15 protein-coding genes are annotated in these 18,305 nt (G+C 50.9%); 5 read left to right on the top strand and 10 right to left on the bottom strand.

The window, feature by feature from the left end; translation table 11 throughout:
• Positions 1-332: 332 nt before the first annotated feature.
• Positions 333-4,823 (top strand): alpha-1,6-glucosidase domain-containing protein, encoded by a 4,491-nt coding sequence (locus tag AAGC78_RS16210; protein ID WP_435785146.1) that lies wholly within the window; start codon positions 333-335, stop codon positions 4,821-4,823.
• Between the two features lie 67 nt (positions 4,824-4,890).
• Positions 4,891-7,875 (top strand): TonB-dependent receptor, encoded by a 2,985-nt coding sequence (locus AAGC78_RS16205; RefSeq protein ID WP_435785145.1) that lies wholly within the window; start codon positions 4,891-4,893, stop codon positions 7,873-7,875.
• 81 nt (positions 7,876-7,956) lie between these two features.
• Here the strand turns inward: AAGC78_RS16205 and rarD are convergent, their stop codons facing one another.
• Entirely contained in the window at positions 7,957-8,820 is an 864-nt protein-coding gene (rarD, locus tag AAGC78_RS16200; RefSeq protein WP_435785144.1) for an EamA family transporter RarD, read from the bottom strand.
• A gap of 404 nt (positions 8,821-9,224) precedes the next feature.
• On the opposite strand from rarD, the gene AAGC78_RS16195 reads away from it, so the two are divergent.
• Entirely contained in the window at positions 9,225-9,698 is a 474-nt protein-coding gene (locus AAGC78_RS16195; RefSeq protein ID WP_435785143.1) for a CYTH domain-containing protein, read from the top strand.
• 127 nt (positions 9,699-9,825) lie between these two features.
• Positions 9,826-10,035: a DUF2061 domain-containing protein gene (locus AAGC78_RS16190; RefSeq protein ID WP_435785142.1), complete on the top strand. Its 210-nt coding sequence runs from the start codon at positions 9,826-9,828 to the stop codon at positions 10,033-10,035.
• Between the two features lie 52 nt (positions 10,036-10,087).
• On the opposite strand, the gene tatC is transcribed toward AAGC78_RS16190, so the two are convergent.
• The 7 genes from tatC to AAGC78_RS16155 are packed head-to-tail and all read right to left on the bottom strand — an operon-like array spanning position 10,088 to position 14,526.
• Positions 10,088-10,873, bottom strand: a complete 786-nt coding sequence (tatC, locus tag AAGC78_RS16185; RefSeq protein ID WP_435785141.1) for a twin-arginine translocase subunit TatC — start codon at positions 10,871-10,873, stop codon at positions 10,088-10,090.
• Positions 10,870-11,295, bottom strand: coding sequence for a Sec-independent protein translocase protein TatB (gene tatB / locus AAGC78_RS16180; RefSeq protein ID WP_435785140.1), 426 nt, complete (start codon positions 11,293-11,295; stop codon positions 10,870-10,872). The genes tatC and tatB overlap by 4 nt, the downstream gene beginning before the upstream one ends.
• Positions 11,296-11,305: 10 nt before the next feature.
• The gene (tatA, locus tag AAGC78_RS16175) at positions 11,306-11,590 is read right to left on the bottom strand and encodes a twin-arginine translocase TatA/TatE family subunit (RefSeq protein WP_435785139.1); all 285 of its coding nucleotides are present in this window, start codon (positions 11,588-11,590) and stop codon (positions 11,306-11,308) included.
• A gap of 17 nt (positions 11,591-11,607) precedes the next feature.
• Complete coding sequence (locus tag AAGC78_RS16170; protein WP_435785138.1) at positions 11,608-11,952, bottom strand: phosphoribosyl-ATP diphosphatase; 345 nt, start codon at positions 11,950-11,952, stop codon at positions 11,608-11,610.
• A gap of 31 nt (positions 11,953-11,983) precedes the next feature.
• On the bottom strand, positions 11,984-12,364 hold the full coding sequence (hisI, locus tag AAGC78_RS16165; RefSeq protein ID WP_435785137.1) for a phosphoribosyl-AMP cyclohydrolase: 381 nt from the start codon (positions 12,362-12,364) through the stop codon (positions 11,984-11,986).
• An 18-nt stretch (positions 12,365-12,382) separates the two neighbouring features.
• Complete coding sequence (locus AAGC78_RS16160) at positions 12,383-13,249, bottom strand: aldo/keto reductase (RefSeq protein ID WP_435785136.1); 867 nt, start codon at positions 13,247-13,249, stop codon at positions 12,383-12,385.
• Entirely contained in the window at positions 13,246-14,526 is a 1,281-nt protein-coding gene (locus AAGC78_RS16155) for an FAD-dependent oxidoreductase (protein WP_435785135.1), read from the bottom strand. The genes AAGC78_RS16160 and AAGC78_RS16155 overlap by 4 nt, the downstream gene beginning before the upstream one ends.
• 118 nt (positions 14,527-14,644) lie before the next feature.
• Here AAGC78_RS16155 and AAGC78_RS16150 point away from each other — a divergent pair, with 118 nt between their 5' ends.
• The gene (locus AAGC78_RS16150) at positions 14,645-15,562 is read left to right on the top strand and encodes an SDR family oxidoreductase (RefSeq protein WP_435785134.1); all 918 of its coding nucleotides are present in this window, start codon (positions 14,645-14,647) and stop codon (positions 15,560-15,562) included.
• Positions 15,563-15,582: 20 nt separating this feature from the next.
• On the opposite strand, the gene AAGC78_RS16145 is transcribed toward AAGC78_RS16150, so the two are convergent.
• On the bottom strand, positions 15,583-16,668 hold the full coding sequence (locus AAGC78_RS16145; protein ID WP_435785133.1) for an acyltransferase family protein: 1,086 nt from the start codon (positions 16,666-16,668) through the stop codon (positions 15,583-15,585).
• A 386-nt stretch (positions 16,669-17,054) separates the two neighbouring features.
• Positions 17,055-18,266 (bottom strand): beta-ketoacyl-ACP synthase I, encoded by a 1,212-nt coding sequence (fabB, locus tag AAGC78_RS16140; RefSeq protein ID WP_435785132.1) that lies wholly within the window; start codon positions 18,264-18,266, stop codon positions 17,055-17,057.
• Between the last annotated feature and the right edge of the window lie 39 nt (positions 18,267-18,305).

Below are 18,305 nucleotides of genomic sequence, written 5' to 3'. Positions count from 1 at the left end.
AACATCGCTCTCCTTAATTGGATTCAGGCAAGCATCCTGTGTGCTTGCCTCGTCATAAATTTATCTAAAGTGTTACTTTTCTTCATGTTTTAATCTTTTGCATACGTATGCAGTTTATGTTTTTTACGCGACATTTTTTTGCATACGTATGTAGTTTGCGAATTGAAAACCCCCTCCATAGACTAGGCTTTAACGAAATCCGTTTACGTTTTTTTTATACCTATAACCATAAACCTTTTTCACATTCACAGCCGTGCCTCTGTTGCATGGCGTTTCGGTCGATCCGGTTTGTCCTGTTCATATTGTAAAAATAATTAATTGGGGGAAGTGAAATGAAGTTCAATTCGCGAAATCAATCCGCGCGAAAAGCAATGGGGCTAGTAGCGCTATTGTTTGGGGCGTTTGTGCTTACATCATGCGGTGGTGGCAGCGGTACCGACAATAAAAAAGTTGACCTGCCCAGTTGTCGCGATCCGTTAGTGCTTTTGGATAACGGTACTTGCGGTGAGGTGCGCCCGCCCTATGTGCCGCCAGCTTGTCCTGAAGGCCAGGTGCGCAATGACACAGGTACTTGCGTGGTGCCTGACTTCCCTGCACCAGAGCGGGTTCCCGGCCCTAACGAGGTGGTGATTTACGTTAACCTCGATACAGATGAATCGTCCAAGCAAGCGGCTTTTGCCAGTTATAACTTGCACCTGTGGCAGGACTGCGGCAATGGTTGGGGCACATCGGTAACCGATGCAAAAGGTGCTACCTATTCCATCCCTACTACCTGGCCAAACGGCCCCGGTGTTGCAAGTAAAGACGATGGCGCAATCGGCGTGCGTCACGATCCTTACTACGGTGCTTATTTTGTGATTCCAACCAGCGAGCTGGGCACTTGCGGTAATTTCATTATTAAAACTCCTGGTGGTGCATCGCAAACTAACGACATGCAAATCAATATCACCCGCGCAGGCGGTGATTATGACCGCATGATGTGGGTGATTATCAACACCGACAATATGCGCAACAGCCGCTCCAGCACCTTGCCAATTTGCATCAACGATGTGTGCACCCTGAAGCGTCCTTTGTTGAGCATTACTGATGTAGAGGCTCATTGGATTAGCCCGCACACTATTTTGTGGAATCGCGAAATTGCGTCAAACAAAAAAGTGGAATTATTTCAATCGACAACCGGTGGTATTGCCGCTGCGGAAGATGGCAGCCTGACCGGTGCAAAACTGCTGGCGACCTTGAGTTCTGCTCGTGCGTTGACCGATGCAGAGCGTGCATTGGTGCCGCATCTCGCGTCTTACTTTGCGTACGATTTACCGTCCAGCATTTCTATTGATGCAATTAAAACGGCATTGAAAGATGAATTGTTGGTAGTTGGCCGTTACGACTCGGTTGAAGAAAATGACAGCGGCGCAACCGTCACCGTAGAGCGTGGCCGTGCGACGCGTATTCAATTAGCGCATGTGCTCGACGCACTTTATACCGCAGGCGCTAACGATGCCGATGAAGCAAAACTGGGTGTGAGTTACGACAATGGTGTCGGTGTTTCTGTGTGGGCACCAACGGCACAAAACGTTGAGTTGCGTATTTATTCTGGCAATCCTCTGCGCGTTGCTGACACCAAACCAATGACTTGGGATAACAACACTGGTATTTGGAGTGTAAAAGGAACCGCTGCTGAGCTTGATCGCAAGTACTACCGTTTACGTGTGACAACTTACAATCCGGTCGCGAAAAAAGTGCAGCGTTTGGAAGTAACTGACCCTTACTCAATTTCACTTTCGACCAACGGCCGTCATTCGCAATTTGTTAACTTCAATGATGCGGATTTAAAACCTGCTGGTTGGGATGGGCATTCAATTCCTGAAATTGCAGCGCCGGAAGACATGACAATTTACGAAGGGCACATTCGCGACTTCAGTATTAATGACCAAAGTACACCAGCGGCTTATCGCGGCAAATACATGGCCTTTACGCAAACCAATTCTGCACCGGTTGCGCATTTGCAAGCATTGGCCGCTGCTGGCCTGACGCATTTCCATGTGCTGCCGAGCAACGATGGTTCAAGCATTATCGAAGATGTAAATTCACAAATAAATCTCGACAGCTACGTGTTTGAACTCTGCCAAGCCGTTAATGACCCGACTGCAGTGCGCGAGTGCGATGGCTCGGTGAGCAATGGTGTGACCTTGCGCAGCGTGTTGGAAAGTTATGATCCGCAGAGTGATAAAGCACGCACCTTGACCGGCGTTATTGCCAATCTCGATGGTTTCAACTGGAACTACGATCCACAACATTTCAATGCACCGGAAGGCAGTTACTCAACTGATCCGGAAGGCTTTGCTCGCATCAAAGAAATGCGTGCAATGAATATGGCGCTGCATCAAATGGGCTTGCGAGTGGTGATGGATGTGGTTTATCCACATACCACCTCATCCGGAATTGAAGCGGCAAATTCAGTGTTCGACAAAGTGGTTCCCGGTTATTACTACCGCACCAACGCTGCAACTGGCGAAGCAGAGAATGGCACTTTTGCTGGATCGGATACTGCAACCGAGCATCGCATGATGGGCAAATTTGTTGCCGATTCTGTTGTGCAGTGGGCGAAAGAATACAAGGTGGATGGTTTCCGTTTCGACCAATCCGGTTACATGCCGAAATCCGTTTTGGTTGATGCGTATGAAGCAGTGAAAGCAGTTGATGCGGACAATTATTTCTACGCTGAAGCCTGGACTCCTGCTGGTGGTACTTCCGGTGATCGCATCGCGGTGCGCTCAACTCAAGAAGCTCTGGCTGGAACTGGAATAGGTACATTCAACGACCGTATGCGCAATCCGCTGCAACAAATTGCGATTGTCAGAGGCGACAACATTGATGCAATTCGCGCGGGTCTTGCGGGCAATCTGCGTGACTTCCAATTGAAAACCAAATCGGGCGCGATTATCAAAGCGGCAACCGTCGGTGCTTACAACCTCGATCCGCAAGAAGCGATTAACTACGTCGAGAAGCACGATAACGAAACCCTGTGGGATTGGATGCATCGTCCGAATGCGTTGCCAACTGATATGTCTCGCGAGAACCGCGTGCGTGTGCACAGCCTGACCTTGTCGCTGCCGCTGCTAAGTCAGGGCGTGCCTTTTATCCAAATGGGTAGCGATCTGTTGCGTTCGAAATCCATGTCGCCTAACAGCTACAACGCGGGTGATTGGTTTAACGCCGTCGACTTCACCAAGCAAAGCAATAACTGGGCAGTGGGTTTACCGCCTGAGCTGCGCGATGGTGTAACTGACGATTATGTGAAAACCCTGTTCGCCAATCCGCAAACCAAACCGGAAGCGGCGGACATTGCCAAAGCATCATCGGTATTCAACGAGTTCCTCGGCATTGCTTCCGGCAGCCCATTGTTCAGCCTTAAAACTGCACAAGACGTTATCGATCGCGTTGGCTTCCATGACGGTGGCAAAACCCAGGTAGCGGGTTTGATTGTGATGAGCATCGATGATGGTGTTGGCACCGTTACCGGTACTGATTCAACTGCGCGTGCTGATCTGGATGCAAATGTGGATGCGCTGGTGGTTGTGATCAATGGCACCAACGCAACCAAGTCGGCGAAGATCAATACCGCGACCGGCTTTACTTTGCATCAAACCCAGAAGAACTCTGCTGATAGTGCAGTGAGAACCGCGAGTTTTGCAGTGGATGGCGATGCCGGTGTATTTACCGTGCCAGCCTACACCACGGCGGTATTTGTGAAACCGCAAGCCGGTACGCAAGGGCAGGGCTTGTCGGCCACTGTGAGCTTGGGCACCAGTGCTCCTGTTCCTTATGGTGATACTGCAGTTTATGTGCGCGGCGATGTATCAGCTGCTGGTTGGGATGCGACTGCTGCTAACCGTATGCAATACGACGGCGATGGCATCTACTCGGTGCTGCTGAATGTTCCTGCTGGTACCCATAACTTCAAAGTCGCTGAAGCTAATTGGAGCAATCCAAACCTCGGTTCCAATCAGGTTATTACCCTGGGTAGCCCGATCACTCTGGCGCAAGGCAGTAACGACAATATCAGCATCACCGTAGCTACTGCAGGAGTTTATCGCTTCGAGCTGGATGCATCGGTAAGCACCACTGCACCGACTCTGACAGTGAGTGATCCTGACACCTACAAAGGCACCGCCGTACATCTGCGCGGCACCGTAACGGCCTCTGGTTGGGACGCCAACGCGGGCAATCAGCTGACCTACGAAGGTAACAGCGTCTACGGTATCAGCGTGGCTATGACCCCGGGCGATTACATGTTCAAGCTGGCTTCCAGCGATTGGAGCACCGTAAACCTTGGCTCATCAACTGCAGTGACCTTGGGCGATGGTGTGATCCTCACGCCGGGCAGCAATGACAATATCAATTTCACCGTGACTACCGCGGCGACCTATCGCTTCGTCGTCGATGCACGCAATGCCGCTGCACCGGTACTCAAGGTGTATATCGATGATCTGTTCAGCGCGACGCCGATTTATCTGCGCGGCACTGTGACCTCTGCCGGTTGGGGCGATACCAATGCAACCAATCGCCTGACTTATGCGGGTAAAGGGCTCTATACCCAAACCGTAGCCATAGCGGCAGGCGACTATGTGTTCAAAGTGGCCGAGACCAACTGGACCAATCCAAACCTGGGCGGCTCCGCTGTGGTATTGGGGGAGCCCGCTGAGTTGACCCAGGGCTCTAATGACAACATTGGTATCAGTATTCCAACCGCCGGTAACTATCGCTTCACGCTCGATACCACGAGCCAGAATGCCATCACCATCACCGTAGATGCTGTGAATTAACCGGGCTGCTCCCCGCCCGCTGGCGGGGAGCTTATGCGCTAGCAAAACAGATAACGAGATAAAGCACATGAAAACATTTAACGTTAAGCCGCTGGCTGCTGTTGTTTCTGCATTGGCAATGGCTTCCCTTCCCGGTTACTTGCACGCACAGGATTCCGACACCACGGTCGAGGAAGTGACGGTGGTCGGGTTTGCCAAGTCGATCCAGGACAGTATTGATATCAAACGTAATGCCGACACAGTCGTGCAGGCGATTTCCGCCGCTGACCTCGGTGGTCTGCCGGATGTGTCCATCGCCGATGCCCTCGGTCGTGTTCCCGGTATTACCGTGACCCGCTCCGGCGGCCAGGCCGGTACCATCCAGGTGCGCGGTATGGGCGAAGGCTTTGTGTTCTCCACCCTTAACGGGCGCGAGCAGGTATCACCCAACGGTACCCGCGCGATGGAATTCAGCCAGTTCCCATCGGAATTAATTCAATCGGTTGAAGTGTATATGTCTCCCAAGGCATCGCTGATTGAAGGCGGTGTTGCGGGTACAGTTGAAATGAAAACCGCCAACCCGCTGGCGATGGAAGAAAACCAAAAAGTCGTGATCGGTGTGCGCGGTAGCTACAACGATCAGGCCGGCGATATTTACGGTGCCGAAGAATTTGGTCAGCGTTTGTCGTTCTCATTCCAGAAAAAATTATTGGATGACACCCTTGGTATCGCGCTCGGTTATGCGCATCTGGTGCAGCCGCGTTCTGCGTCGCGTTTTGAGCAGTACAATTACGAAACTGATCCCTATATTTTGATCAGCGGCAAAGGCCTGAATACTCACGTTGTCGATGAAAATTTTAATGCGGTACCAACGACTGATCGCCCTAACTCAGTGTTCATGGCCGAAGGTTTTGAAGTTTTCCAAACTGGTGGTGAAGAGACACGCGATGGTTATGTTGCGGCAATTCAGTTTGAGCCGAATGAAAATTTATCGATTCAATCTGATTTGTTTTATTCAAAATTTGAATCCGACAGTTACTCGCGCGGTTTCCGTATCCAGCCATTAAAAAATGCGCAGGTTGCCAGTGTTGTGTTGTGGGAAAACAGTGCCGTTGTGGGTGGGGAATTCCTCACCAGCGATGCAAGCCCCACTGCATTTAATTTGCAAATCAACAGTAATGACGTTACCCAAACCAACGAATTATTATCCGGTGGTTTGAATCTGAAATGGACAGAAGATGCGTTGACTGTTGCGCTTGATCTCTCGCATTCTGATGCCTCCGGTGAACAAGCGGACGGTGTGGTGCGCGCGCATTTGTATCGCCCCAAAAATGCATCGGTTCCCGGCACAGATCCATTCGAGCGCGATCCTGACCAGTCGATGACCTATTTGCTGGATGGCATTAATGTACCCAGCATTAGTTTGAGCCGCGATTACACCCAGTACGATTCCAATGGTGTTAGCAACGTGCGTATGACTAACTACGAACGTTATCCGCGTATCAACGATGATGTCATTAGCGCCGCGCGTTTGGATTTAAAATACGAATTGGAGTTGCCGCTGATTAGTTCGGTAGAAGCCGGCGTGCGTTATTCCGAGCGCAACCATAAAGATCGTCGCCAAGTATTTGTGTATGGCGATGGTGCCAACGGAACAATTCGTACTGATTGGTCATTGCCGATCACCACCGAAAATTCTGATGTGGTGAATTGGAAAGGTGAATTTTCCAAGTTCCCATCCTTCCTCGCGATCGATGGCGATGCCATTATCAAACAAGCTTATGAAGATGGTTTGGTGCTCGGCCCTGTGCCAAAAGCAACGGATGATAATTTAAATCCAACGGCATCACCGCGTTCAATTGAGCCAGCTGCTCGCTGGGGGGAGGGGCGCGATTGGTCGATGAAACAGCGCTCTAATATCGACGAAAACGTAACAGCAATTTATTTGCAGGCGAATATTTCTACCTCGCTGTTTGATCGCGATTTGGTAGGTAATATTGGTATTCGTCATGTGCGTAGCGATCAGTCCAGTACTGCGTTGCTGAATGTGAATGGCAATCCGGAAAAAGGTGCGCGGGAAATTTGCGATGAAGTCGGTGAATGCAGGGTTGATTTCTCCTATCAGGATCTGGGCGCAAAATACGATCACAATTTGCCATCACTTAACTTGAATTACAGCCTTGCGGAAAATGATCAATTGCGTTTGGCGGTAGCGCGCGTACTTTCGCGTCCACCGATTAATCGCCTTGCGGCAAGTGATTCAGAAGGTACCGTGTCTGTTGTTGGTAATGAAGCCCATTTCAATTACGGTGGCGATACTGCGACATCACCTTTCTTGACGCCGTTTATTGCTGACCAAGTTGATATTTCGTACGAGCATTACATGCCGGAAACTAACGGTTCGTTTGTAATCGCTGGTTACCACCGCGAAATTAAATCATTTATTCAAGACATCACTTACGAAAATTATGATTTCCGCGGTAATGGTTTTGATATGCCCGATACCTGGATTATTACCGAGGGCGGTGTTGATATCGAAGTGGAAGTACTTGATGGCGATTACAAAACCGTTATCAATAATATGGAAGGCGGTTTTATTCGCGGGCTGGAATTGTCTTACACCCAAACCTTTAACTTCCTGCCGGAGTTGTGGTCAGGCTTGGGGGTGAGCACGAGTTACTCATTGACTGATAGTGAAATCAGCGTCGCCAACCCGGTAGAAAGTGTGCAGGGCGGTGGCGGTACTTTGCCATTCCCCGGCTTGGTAGAAAAATCGGCAAACTTCACCATTTTTTATAGCTACGGTGGTTTCGAAACTCGTTTGTCGACAACCTTCCAGGATTCGTTTGTGGGTGAAACGCGCAACGTGAATTTGCAACCAATCGTGTACGCGCCTGAAACGCTGTTGGATTATCAAGCCGCGTACAAATTCGATAATGGTTTGGATCTGGTGTTCTCCGTCAGCAACCTCACCAACGAACCTAACAGAAGCTACATGTTCGATGAAGAGTTAACCCGTACCTTGCAATGGTTTGGTCGCACCTTTTACGTCGGTGCAAATTACACGTTCTAAAAAAGTAATCTCAGTCAATAAAAAAGCCGCGCATGAAAATGCGCGGCTTTTTTATTTTCAGTGATGCTATTAGCATCACTTTTATGATTTGCTTATTCGCCGACTCCTGACTCCATCCCACATCAGTAAAACTACTGCCAGCCAAATGCAAAGATAGGTTGGCCATTCATTGGCGAGAATTTTTTCTCCTACCAGAATCGATACCATCGATAACAAAATCGGTTCTATGTAGCTCAACAAACCAAACAGGCTGAAGGTGAGCAAACGGCTGGCGAGGATGTAACAACATAATCCCAATGCGCTGATCGCACCGAAGCCGATAATCCACAACCAATGTGTGCCGGTTAATTGCGGAATATTGGATGAAATAAAATAGAAGGCTATCGGCAAGCTCAATACCATGTCCCACCAAAAGCCGCCGAGGTGATCCAGGCCGATTTTTTTTCGCAACATGAAGTAAGCGGGATAACCAAGCGCAACCAGCAGTGTTTCCCACGGCAAGTAGCCGATGATGCTGAGTGAGTAGGCCACCCCAATCGCTGCCAGAACCGTAGCTGCTTTTTGAAAACTGCTGAGCTTATCCTGATAGATAAAACGCCCGATAATGACCATCACAATCGGTAATAAAAAATAGCCGAGCGATACCGCTAAACCTCTGCCTGCAAACGCCCCCCAAGTGAACAGCCACATCTGCACGCCGGATAGAACAGCCGTTGTTAGCACGCCCAGAGCTAACAATGGATTTTTGATAACGCGGTCGACCACTTGTTTGATCAGCGGTAATTCACCCATCACCGCAATCATCAAGGTGATAAATGGCAATGCAAGGATCACTCGCCAACCGAATCCCTGTTGGCTATCGAGGAAACCAAGGAATTGAACATAGTAGTAAATAAGTCCAAAGATGATGGAGGCTGAAATAGAAAAACGAATACCGGCGGACATAACGATCGCTGCAAAAAGAAAAAATCATCATAGCATTTTGGGCGCGACTAAAAATGCATACGTATGGAAGGGCGCGGGGGCGATGAATACGTATGTATGCCATTGAGCCTGCAGCGGCTTCTGCCTAGGATAAATACATTGCAAGATTTGCTGGCTACCGGATTGTTTTGCAATCCTGATGTGCGTGTTCGGCAAATAGTTTTGGCAATGTTCCGCTCCATTTATTGTATATCGTCGCTGTTGATAATTCGGCGCAGCAATGCTGCGCCTTTTTTATTGCGAATGTTTATCTCCCTTTCCCCTTTGGTTTCTCCAGATTGATTCGGCACGCCCGCGCCTTGAGTTGCCCTGCGGCATGAACTAGGCTAATCCCGGTTGGATGTTGTTTTTTTGGGATGAAGGTTATGGCTGTTGAAATCGAACGTAAATTTTTAGTTGTTGGCGATGCTTGGCGTGACGCGCCAGCAGTCTTTTATTCCCAAGGGTATTTGAATCGCGATAAAGCGCGAACGGTGCGCGTGCGCATTGCGGGCGAAGAGGCTTTTCTGACCATCAAAGGTATCTCCGAGGGCGCACGCCGCGCCGAATTTGAATATCCCATTCCGCTGTGGGATGCACGCGAACTATTGGCGCTGTGTGAGCAGCCGTTGATTGAAAAATATCGCCGCAAAATCCTGCATGAGGGGTTTGTGTGGGAGGTCGATGAGTTTGTCGGTGAGAATGCGGGTTTGGTCGTCGCCGAAATCGAGTTGCCTGCTGAAGATACTGAATTTGCGTTGCCTGACTGGGTTGGTCAAGAAGTCACTGAAGACGCGCGCTATTTTAACTCCAGCTTATCCAAAAGCCCGTTTTCAGCATGGGCAGCTGATGCGCACTGAATAGCTAATTACTATTAGGGTTGTTGCTTCAATTTTCTTTGATAATGAATATCGCTTGTCTAGTATGGGCACATGGGCTGAACGCAAACCGCTAATCAGCCACCCCGAATAGCAGTGAGGATTTATCATGGCAAAGACAGCAACATTCGCAGCAGTGCACTTCACCGTCGCCTTCTCTGTGGGCTATGCGTTGACCGGTAGTGTGGTAATTGGCGGAACCATGGCGTTGGTTGAGCCTGCGATCAACACAGTGGCCTTCTACTTTCACGAAATGGGTTGGAAGAAATTTGAGGCCAACCGGGAAGATCTACAGGAGGCACTTGCCAATAGTGTTTAGCAAAAAAGGCCAGCAAATGCTGGCCTTTTTATTGGAGTAACGCTTGATGCGATTACTGAATGTCCGTCTTATTCGAGGTTTCGGTATCGGCTTCGTCATCTTCTTTAGGGCGGCTCTTTTCAATCAGACGTCCGCAGAACAGGCCCGCCTCAAATAGCATCCACATAGGGATCGCTAGCAGCAGCTGTGACATCACATCCGGTGGTGTTAGCAGCATCCCGATAACAAAGCAGCCCACGATGATGTAAGGACGTTTGGCGACCAAACTTGCGGTAGTGGTTACGCCGGCCTGGATCAGTAAGATGGTCGCGATGGGAATTTCAAACGCGAAACCGAAGGCGAAGAACATGTGCAGGACAAAATCCAGATACTTGGTGATGTCCGTCATAGTGGTCACGCCTTCCAGCCCAATCCCGGTCATAAAACGGAAAATGGTTGGGAATACGATGAAGTAGGCGAAGGCCATACCTGCAAAAAACAGCAGTACGCTTGATACCAGCAGCGGCAGCGCAAGACGCTTCTCGTGTTTGTACAAGCCCGGGGCGATAAACGACCAGATCTGGTACAGCAGGAACGGAACGGAAATCAGCAATGCCACGAAAAATGTCAACTTCATCGGCGTGAGGAAGGGCGATGCCACATCGGTCGCAATCATGCTGGCGCCAGCGGGTAACACCGCAAGCAGAGGGCGCGAGACTAATGCGTAGATATCAGTGGCAAACGGAAACAGGCAGACAAAGCTGCCCAGCAAGCAATAAATAATGTGTAGCAGCCGCGTGCGCAATTCCAGCAGATGCTGGACCAGCGGCAGCTCTTTGTCGTTGGACTCAGTGCTCATGGGGTTTTGTCGGGGGCCTTGGTGCTGGTCTCAGTCGGTGCGACAGGTTCGGCTGGCTTTGCAGCTTCCGCCGTCACGGCCGGCTTCTCGTCCATATGGGCGTGATCGGGTAATTCCTGATGCTCGTAAACGCGCGGTTGGTCTTGCGGTGATGCCGTGAGCGATGCCTGATGCAGGGTTTTTTCCATCTCCAGACGGGTCTCTTCAATCCGCTGCATAATCTCTTCGTTATGCAGTTGGCGACGTATATCGTCTGCCCCGATTTGCCGCTCAATCTCGCTGCGTGTTTCGCGCAGGCTGCGTTTCAGGCGGCCAATCCACAGGCCGACCGTGCGCACAGTTTCCGGCAGGCGCTCGGGTCCAATAACCACCAGCGCCACCACCAGGCAAACTAATAACTCGCTAAAACCAATATCGAACACGAAATAGACCTTATGATTGTTTGTGGTCAGTTTTTTCTACGGTTTGCGCCGTGGTCGTGTTGGCCGGTTTTTGGTCGATAACTTTTTGTGCTTCCTGCTTTTCCTGCTCGGCCTTTTCCGCTTCTTCATTGCTCATGGAGTTTTTGAAGCCTTTGATGGCATTGCCAAGATCGCTGCCCAATGAGCGCAGGCGCTTGCCGCCGAACAATAACAATACAATCACCAGAACGATGATCAGTTGGGTTGGGCTGCCAAAGTTGCCCGCGTAGCCGATTGCTGCGTTAGTTGCACTCATGTTTAATTCCTCGCCCGTTATTGGGGGTTAGTGTTGCGCGCTGCTTTTTCGGCGTGTCCGGAGACATCAAAGCGGCGTGCTAATTCGTTTAAAACCGCATCGGCGTTCTCGCCGACATGTGACAGCATAACGAGCGTGTGGAACCACAGATCTGCGGTTTCATAGATCAGCTCGCTATTGTCGCCGCTGGTATGTGCATCCTTTGCGGCGATGATCGTTTCGGTGCATTCCTCACCGACTTTTTCCAAAATCTTATTCAGCCCTTTTTTGTGCAGGCTGGCAACATATGACGAGTCTGCATCCGCATTATTTTTGCGTGCTTCCAGAATTTCCGTCAATTGGGCGAGGATATCGTTACTCATGAAATACCTGTTTCACTAATACTTTTTATCACTAGTAAATGTCGCTGGGGTCTTTTAATACCGGATCGACACTCTGCCACTCGCCATCTTTTAGCACACGGTAAAAGCAGGATTCACGGCCGGTATGACAGGCGATGCCGCCCAATTGTTCCACTTGCAGGACAATCACGTCTTCATCGCAGTCGAGGCGGATTTCGTGGAGTTTCTGGATATGACCGGAGGTTTCGCCCTTGTGCCAGAGCTTGTTGCGTGAGCGCGACCAATAGACTGCTTCGCCGCGCTCGGCTGAAAGTTGTAATGCGTCGCGATTCATCCAAGCCATCATCAGGATGCGGCCGGATTGGGCGTCCTGGGCGATGGCGGGGACCAAACCATCGCTATTCCAATTAACGGTGTCTAACCAACTGCTCATAAATTACTCTGTAGAATTTCACGCCAGCTTTTGCGCACGCAATGCTTTTATTAGGTTAGCGTGCAAATGTTGCAAATTGACGGTGCCGATGATGGCACTGGTAACCCCGGGCGGAGCGTAGGCGAAGTTCAGCGCGCTCTGGATGGGGTCGTGTTCCTGGTTTTGGTCAAAAAGCTCAGCGGAGTTTCCGGTTTCCGCTGAAACGGGAGGCGCATCATGGCAGATATGGCCGCTCGCGAGAACCTTTTTTAGCAAAACTGCCGCACCTTGTTGCGCACATTTATCGATCACTGCTTTTTCAACAGTGTAATCGCGGTTATACACCAACATGACCGCATCGCAGACCTCGGCCGCGGCAAGTCCACCTTCCAGGGTTTTACTGGAGATTCCCAGCGCGCGAATCCAGCCTTCCTGCTTGAGCTGCTGCAAGGTGTGCAGGGCGCCGCTGTTTTGCAGTATCTCAAGATCATTACCATCCGAGTGGATCAGCACCAGATCGAGATAGTCGGTACGCAGGCGGCGCAGTGACCGCTCCACGCTCATGCGAGTCTGCTTGGCACTGAAATCGAAGCTGGATACGCCTTCATCGGAGAACTTGCTCGCTTCAAATTCCTCGCCGACTTTGGTGGAGATCACCCAGTCTTTGCGCTCTTTCCACAGCAGATCGCCCAGCCTTTCTTCGCTGTAGCCGTAAGCTGGCGCGGTATCGATGAAGTTAACGCCCATATCGCGCGCGCAGCCGAGCAGGGCGCGGATTTGCTCGTCGCTCGGCAGGCTAAAGGTTTCCGGGTATTTCAGGCTTTGGTTGCGGCCGAACTTTACGGTGCCCAAGCCAAAGGTGCTTATTTCAATATCGGTGCGACCGAGGCGCTTGCGCGGCATCATTCAACATCATCCTCATCGGGTTCGCGAAAGCGTAACGCCAGGGCCTCTTCGGCGCTGATGGCGGGTGGGAAGGCAATTTCCCACGGGGTTTTGGCAATTTCGGCGTAGGGCAGGTAATCATGCAAATTACCTGTGCCCGCTGATGGCGTTATGCCGTCAGCTTGCAGCAGTTCAAATGCCTGATTGGCGAGATTGGGTGCAAGCGTCAATTTGGTCGGCCAACCTACCAATAAATTGGATGCCCCCTCGGCACGGGCGATAAAGGCATTGTCGGGGCGCACAAAGTTGGCCTGCAAAGGCTCGGCGCGCTCAACATGTAATGTCGCCCATTCAGCACCTTCAAGGTTCATCCAAGGGATAAGTTCCTGCAATTCCTGTTTCGCTAGCTCGATTAGCTCATCTGCTGGTAACTGCGCGCCCTTTTCCGCAAGGCTGCCACCCAGATACCACACATGCCCACCGTCCGGCAGGCGATGGCTGGAAATGGTCAGGCGCGGCGTCGTCTCGCGTCCGAGGCAGTGACCGTAAAAGTCAAACGGGTGATGGTGCTTCACCATCACTTGCTGGAGTGGACGCAGTTGCATCGCCGGACTTTCCAGCCCCAGCTCACGCAGCAATTCGGCATTGCCTTTACCGGCGGTGAAGATAAAGCGTTGGGCGTGGATCTGGATATGTTGGTCGCCAGTATTGACCGAGATACTTACCTCGCCGTCTGCATTTTTGTTGAGCTGCGCGCTCGACCAGTCGATTTGGAAGCAACGGCCTTCGATATTGTGGGCAAGATTGGCGACCAAGCTCGGGGCATCAATCACCAGATCTTCCAGTCGATAGAGGCTACCGGTGAAAAGTGGGTGGCGAAGTAGTGGTGGGCGGCGGTCGGAATGCACTTGGTCGACTCGGCCGCGTGTAATCTTGCTGGCAAGGAAACCGGTGATCTTGCTGCCCAAATCATCGCTCGACCACATAAAAAAGTGATCGCTGAGGATGCGGGTGTGGCGCAAGTTAACATCGCCTTCGCCGCACAGGCAGGCGCGCCAGTGTTTGGGCATCTCGGCGATGGCCTCGGAGGCACCGGTGAGTGCGCCGGCGAGGGTGTATTTCATGCCGCCGTGTATCATGCCTTGGGAGGCGAGGGTTTGGTCGCTACCCAATGCCTTGGATTCAAACAGCGCAACATTGAAGCCAGCGCTTTTGGCGCGGTTAGCTAACCAGAGCCCGGCTACTCCGCCGCCAATAATGGCCAGATCTAGCTGGATACTAAGCGGGGCTTGGCTCATGGAGGCTGTGGTTCCTTAGTCGTCCCTTCCCGGGAAGGCGGATATATTCAGAGGGCGCGCAGTATAAGCCTTCCTCGCGCGAATTACCCTTGCGGAAACTGCGGGTTCTACTGCTAATATGCGTAAAAATTTTACGGGTATCCAGATAGCGATGTCATTCAAGTTATTGTTAACCGATGTAATTTCTCCCCTTGGTAAAGCGCTGGAGCATGAGCTGGAGCGGGAACCTTTCAAATTGCTCACGCCTGGCGCGGATGAAATCGATTGGGCTGATTCCGCCAGCGTCGCCGCTTATCTTCACAAGCATCAGCCGGAGCTGGTGTTGAATTGCCGGGGCTGGGAGGAGGCTTTTCATCGCGGTGGACAGGAAATGCTGGTGACTACCGCCAAGCAACTCGCGCATGCCTGCGGCGCGACGCAAACCCCGCTGATTCAGTTTTCCAGTTACGCGGTGTTTGGTGGCGACAACAAAGGCACACACAGCGAGAAAGATGCGCTGGCGCCACTTAACGATACCGGCCGTGCATTTGCGGAAATCGAACAGGTTGTTGCTGAGCAGCTGCCCAAACACATTATTGTGCGTTTGAGCTGGGTGATTGGCGCTTATGGGGATAACTTGCTGACTCGCTTATTGAGCGCGTTTTTGGCAGGGGCTTCAGTAACCGTGAATCGCCGCTTGCGCGGTGCGCCTACAGCACTGTCTGATGCGGCGCGCGTAGCTGTGGCGATGAGCAAACAAATCCACTGCGGCGCCGATAATTGGGGCGTGATGCACTATTGCTCCAGCGATTCCTGCACCGAAGACGAATTCGCCGAGCAACTGCTGCAATTACTTATCCAGCAGCAACTGCTAACTGCCGAGCCGAGCCTTAGTCTGGTCGATACCGAAGAGCTTGATGAACCTCTCAGCGCCATCCTTGGCTGCCGTCGCGCACGGGATTATTTCGGCATTCAGGCGCGCTCCTGGCGCCCGAGTCTATTGCCGCTGGTAAAACAGTGGTTACATAATCGCGAGCAAAGCAAAGAGCGATACTAAGCTTTGCCCGCGCCGTAAAATCACGCCGCTCCCTGAATAACTTTTGGCCGTCTTCTCAAGCGCTCGCCAAGGCGCGAGCCTTCTACTTCTACGACACGATACGAAATCTGCGCCACTACCAGACAGCACACAATAGTCACTGCGCAGTAGGTGATGGCTGCGATGCCGGTGTTACCCATCAGCGATGTCACTGCGTTGAGCAGAGTTACCAGCAGGATCGAGTGGGTGAGGTAGAGGCTGTAGGACACATCGCCCAGAAATTTAAAGGTGCTGCCATTGAGTAATGAAAAACGCTGCGGCAGATAAAAAATAATCGCAACCACTGGCGCAATCGACGCGGTTTCCCAATAGACAATCCACACATCGCCGTAGCCTTCACCGGTTACTGGGCGCACTAAATAAAAACTGGCCGACAATGCCAGAACCACCAACCAAAAAATAATGCCGGGAAGTTTTTCGGCGTGGCCCGCCAGCCATTTGCCCCAAAGCAATACCGTCAGACCGACGAAGAAACTGATCATGTAAAAATGCCAGTAGTGTTTGAAATCAACCGGGATTAATGACAGCGCAATACAGGCAACGAAGGTGAGTAAAACGTTGCGCAGGCGTGTGCCTGATAACAGCATCAGCGGAATTAAAATCGAACCGATCAGTTCCACAAAAATCGACCAGCTGGGCGGGTTTGCTTTGAGCGAGTAGCCGACATAACCGACGATAAATTTCATGGGGGTGAAATCGCCGTATTCGCGTGGATTTAACGGGTAGCGCATTTGCGGATCGATCAACAATAAATAAATTCCGCCGATGGTGACCGTCACAATCATCAGCGGCATGATGCGGAAAACGCGGCGATGGAAATAGAGCGCAACTGATGACGATGTAAGTCCGCTTTTGGCGAGCGATGCGCCAACCACCAAACCACTCAACACAAAAAAGAATGTCACGGCAGCGCTACCATTAAAAATCGGTGGAAAGGTAAAACCAAATGCTTCGACAACCCTGCCTTGCAAGTGGAATAACAGCACGATTACCGCAGCTACACCGCGCAATGCATGCAGCGGCATATTGAAACCTTGCTGTTTAGCGGCTTCGATAAATAAATTCATAACAATAATCCCTGTGAGGAAAAGGGCAGATATAAGTGCCAAGGCGCACAGAAATGCAATGCGTGTCCGTGCGAGATGTGATGGGAAAATAAAAAATTGCTTAAATAAATTGCCGATTTTTAATCTGCAATTAGCTGGAGGGAATGCAGGCAATGTGCCATGAAAACTGATGTGCCAGGTGCTTGGTATTTTTGTGATCGGTTATACAAAGTTGTGCACGAAAATTTTATCGAGTTGTATTACGCGACAAAAAAATCAAATAAATGTGCGATTTTTGCGCAGCCAGTTTTATTTCGAGGCATAAAAAAACGCGAGCTGTTTGGCTCGCGTTTTTCGGTGTGTAGACTTTACGTTTTTTGTGTAATAAACGTTGAAATTTTTAACACTTATACTCGCTGGAATACCACGGTTGCATTGGTGCCACCAAAGCCGAAACTGTTGGACATTACGCGATCCAGTTTCACGCCATCCTGACGCTTAAGTGCAATCGGCATACCTTCCGCTTCCGGATCGAGCGTTTCGATATTGGCAGAGGCGCAGATAAAATCATTTTCCATCATCAGCAAACTGTAAATTGCTTCCTGCACACCGGTAGCGCCGAGGCTGTGGCCGGTGAGCGATTTGGTAGAGCTGATTGCAGGGATTTTATCGCCGAAGGTTTCTTTGATTGCGCGCAACTCCGCCAAGTCACCTACCGGAGTAGAAGTGCCGTGGGAGTTGATGTAATCGATGCTGCCGTCAACAGTAGACAGTGCTTGCTTCATGCAGCGCACTGCGCCTTCGCCCGACGGGGCAACCATGTCATAGCCGTCAGAGGTGGCGCCGTAGCCAACGATTTCGGCATAAATTTTTGCGCCACGTGCTTTGGCGTGTTCGTATTCTTCGATGACCAGACATCCGCCGCCGCCAGCGATAACAAAACCATCGCGGTTTGCATCGTAGGCGCGTGATGCTTTATCAGGCGTTTCGTTGTATTTGGTAGAGAGCGCACCCATCGCATCAAACAATGCGGTCAGGGTCCAATGCTCTTCTTCACCACCACCGGCAAATACTACATCTTGTTTGCCGAGCTGGATTTGTTCCATCGCAACACCAATACAGTGGGCGCTGGTCGCACAAGCGGAAGAGATCGAGTAGTTAACGCCTTTGATTTTGAACGGGGTCGCCAAGCACGCAGAGGTGGTGCTGCCCATGGTTTGGGTCACACGATAAGGACCAACACGCTTCAAACCTTTTTCACGCAGAATATCGGCTGCTTCAACCAGATTCATCGAAGACGCGCCACCAGAACCCATGATGATACCGGTGCGTTCGTTGGAAACTTGATCTTGGCTCAAACCTGAATCGGCGATAGCTTGTTGCATGGAGAGATAAGCGTAAGCAGCTGCATCGCCCATAAAACGCAGGACTTTGCGGTCGATCAGTTCGGACAGGTTGATATCTACCGAGCCCGCAACGTGGCTGCGAAAGCCTTTTTCTTTGTAGGCTTCCTGGAATTTGATACCGGAACGGCCAGCGCGCAATGCATCTAACACGGCATCTTTATCATTGCCCAGACAGGACACAATTCCCATACCGGTAACAACAACGCGTTTCATAGGCTACCTCTTTCGTATTTAGCAACAGTGCCCGAACCA

This window comes from Cellvibrio sp. (assembly GCF_039207905.1).
Lineage (GTDB): Bacteria > Pseudomonadota > Gammaproteobacteria > Pseudomonadales > Cellvibrionaceae > Cellvibrio.
This window is presented reverse-complemented; position numbering and strand designations above follow the sequence as displayed.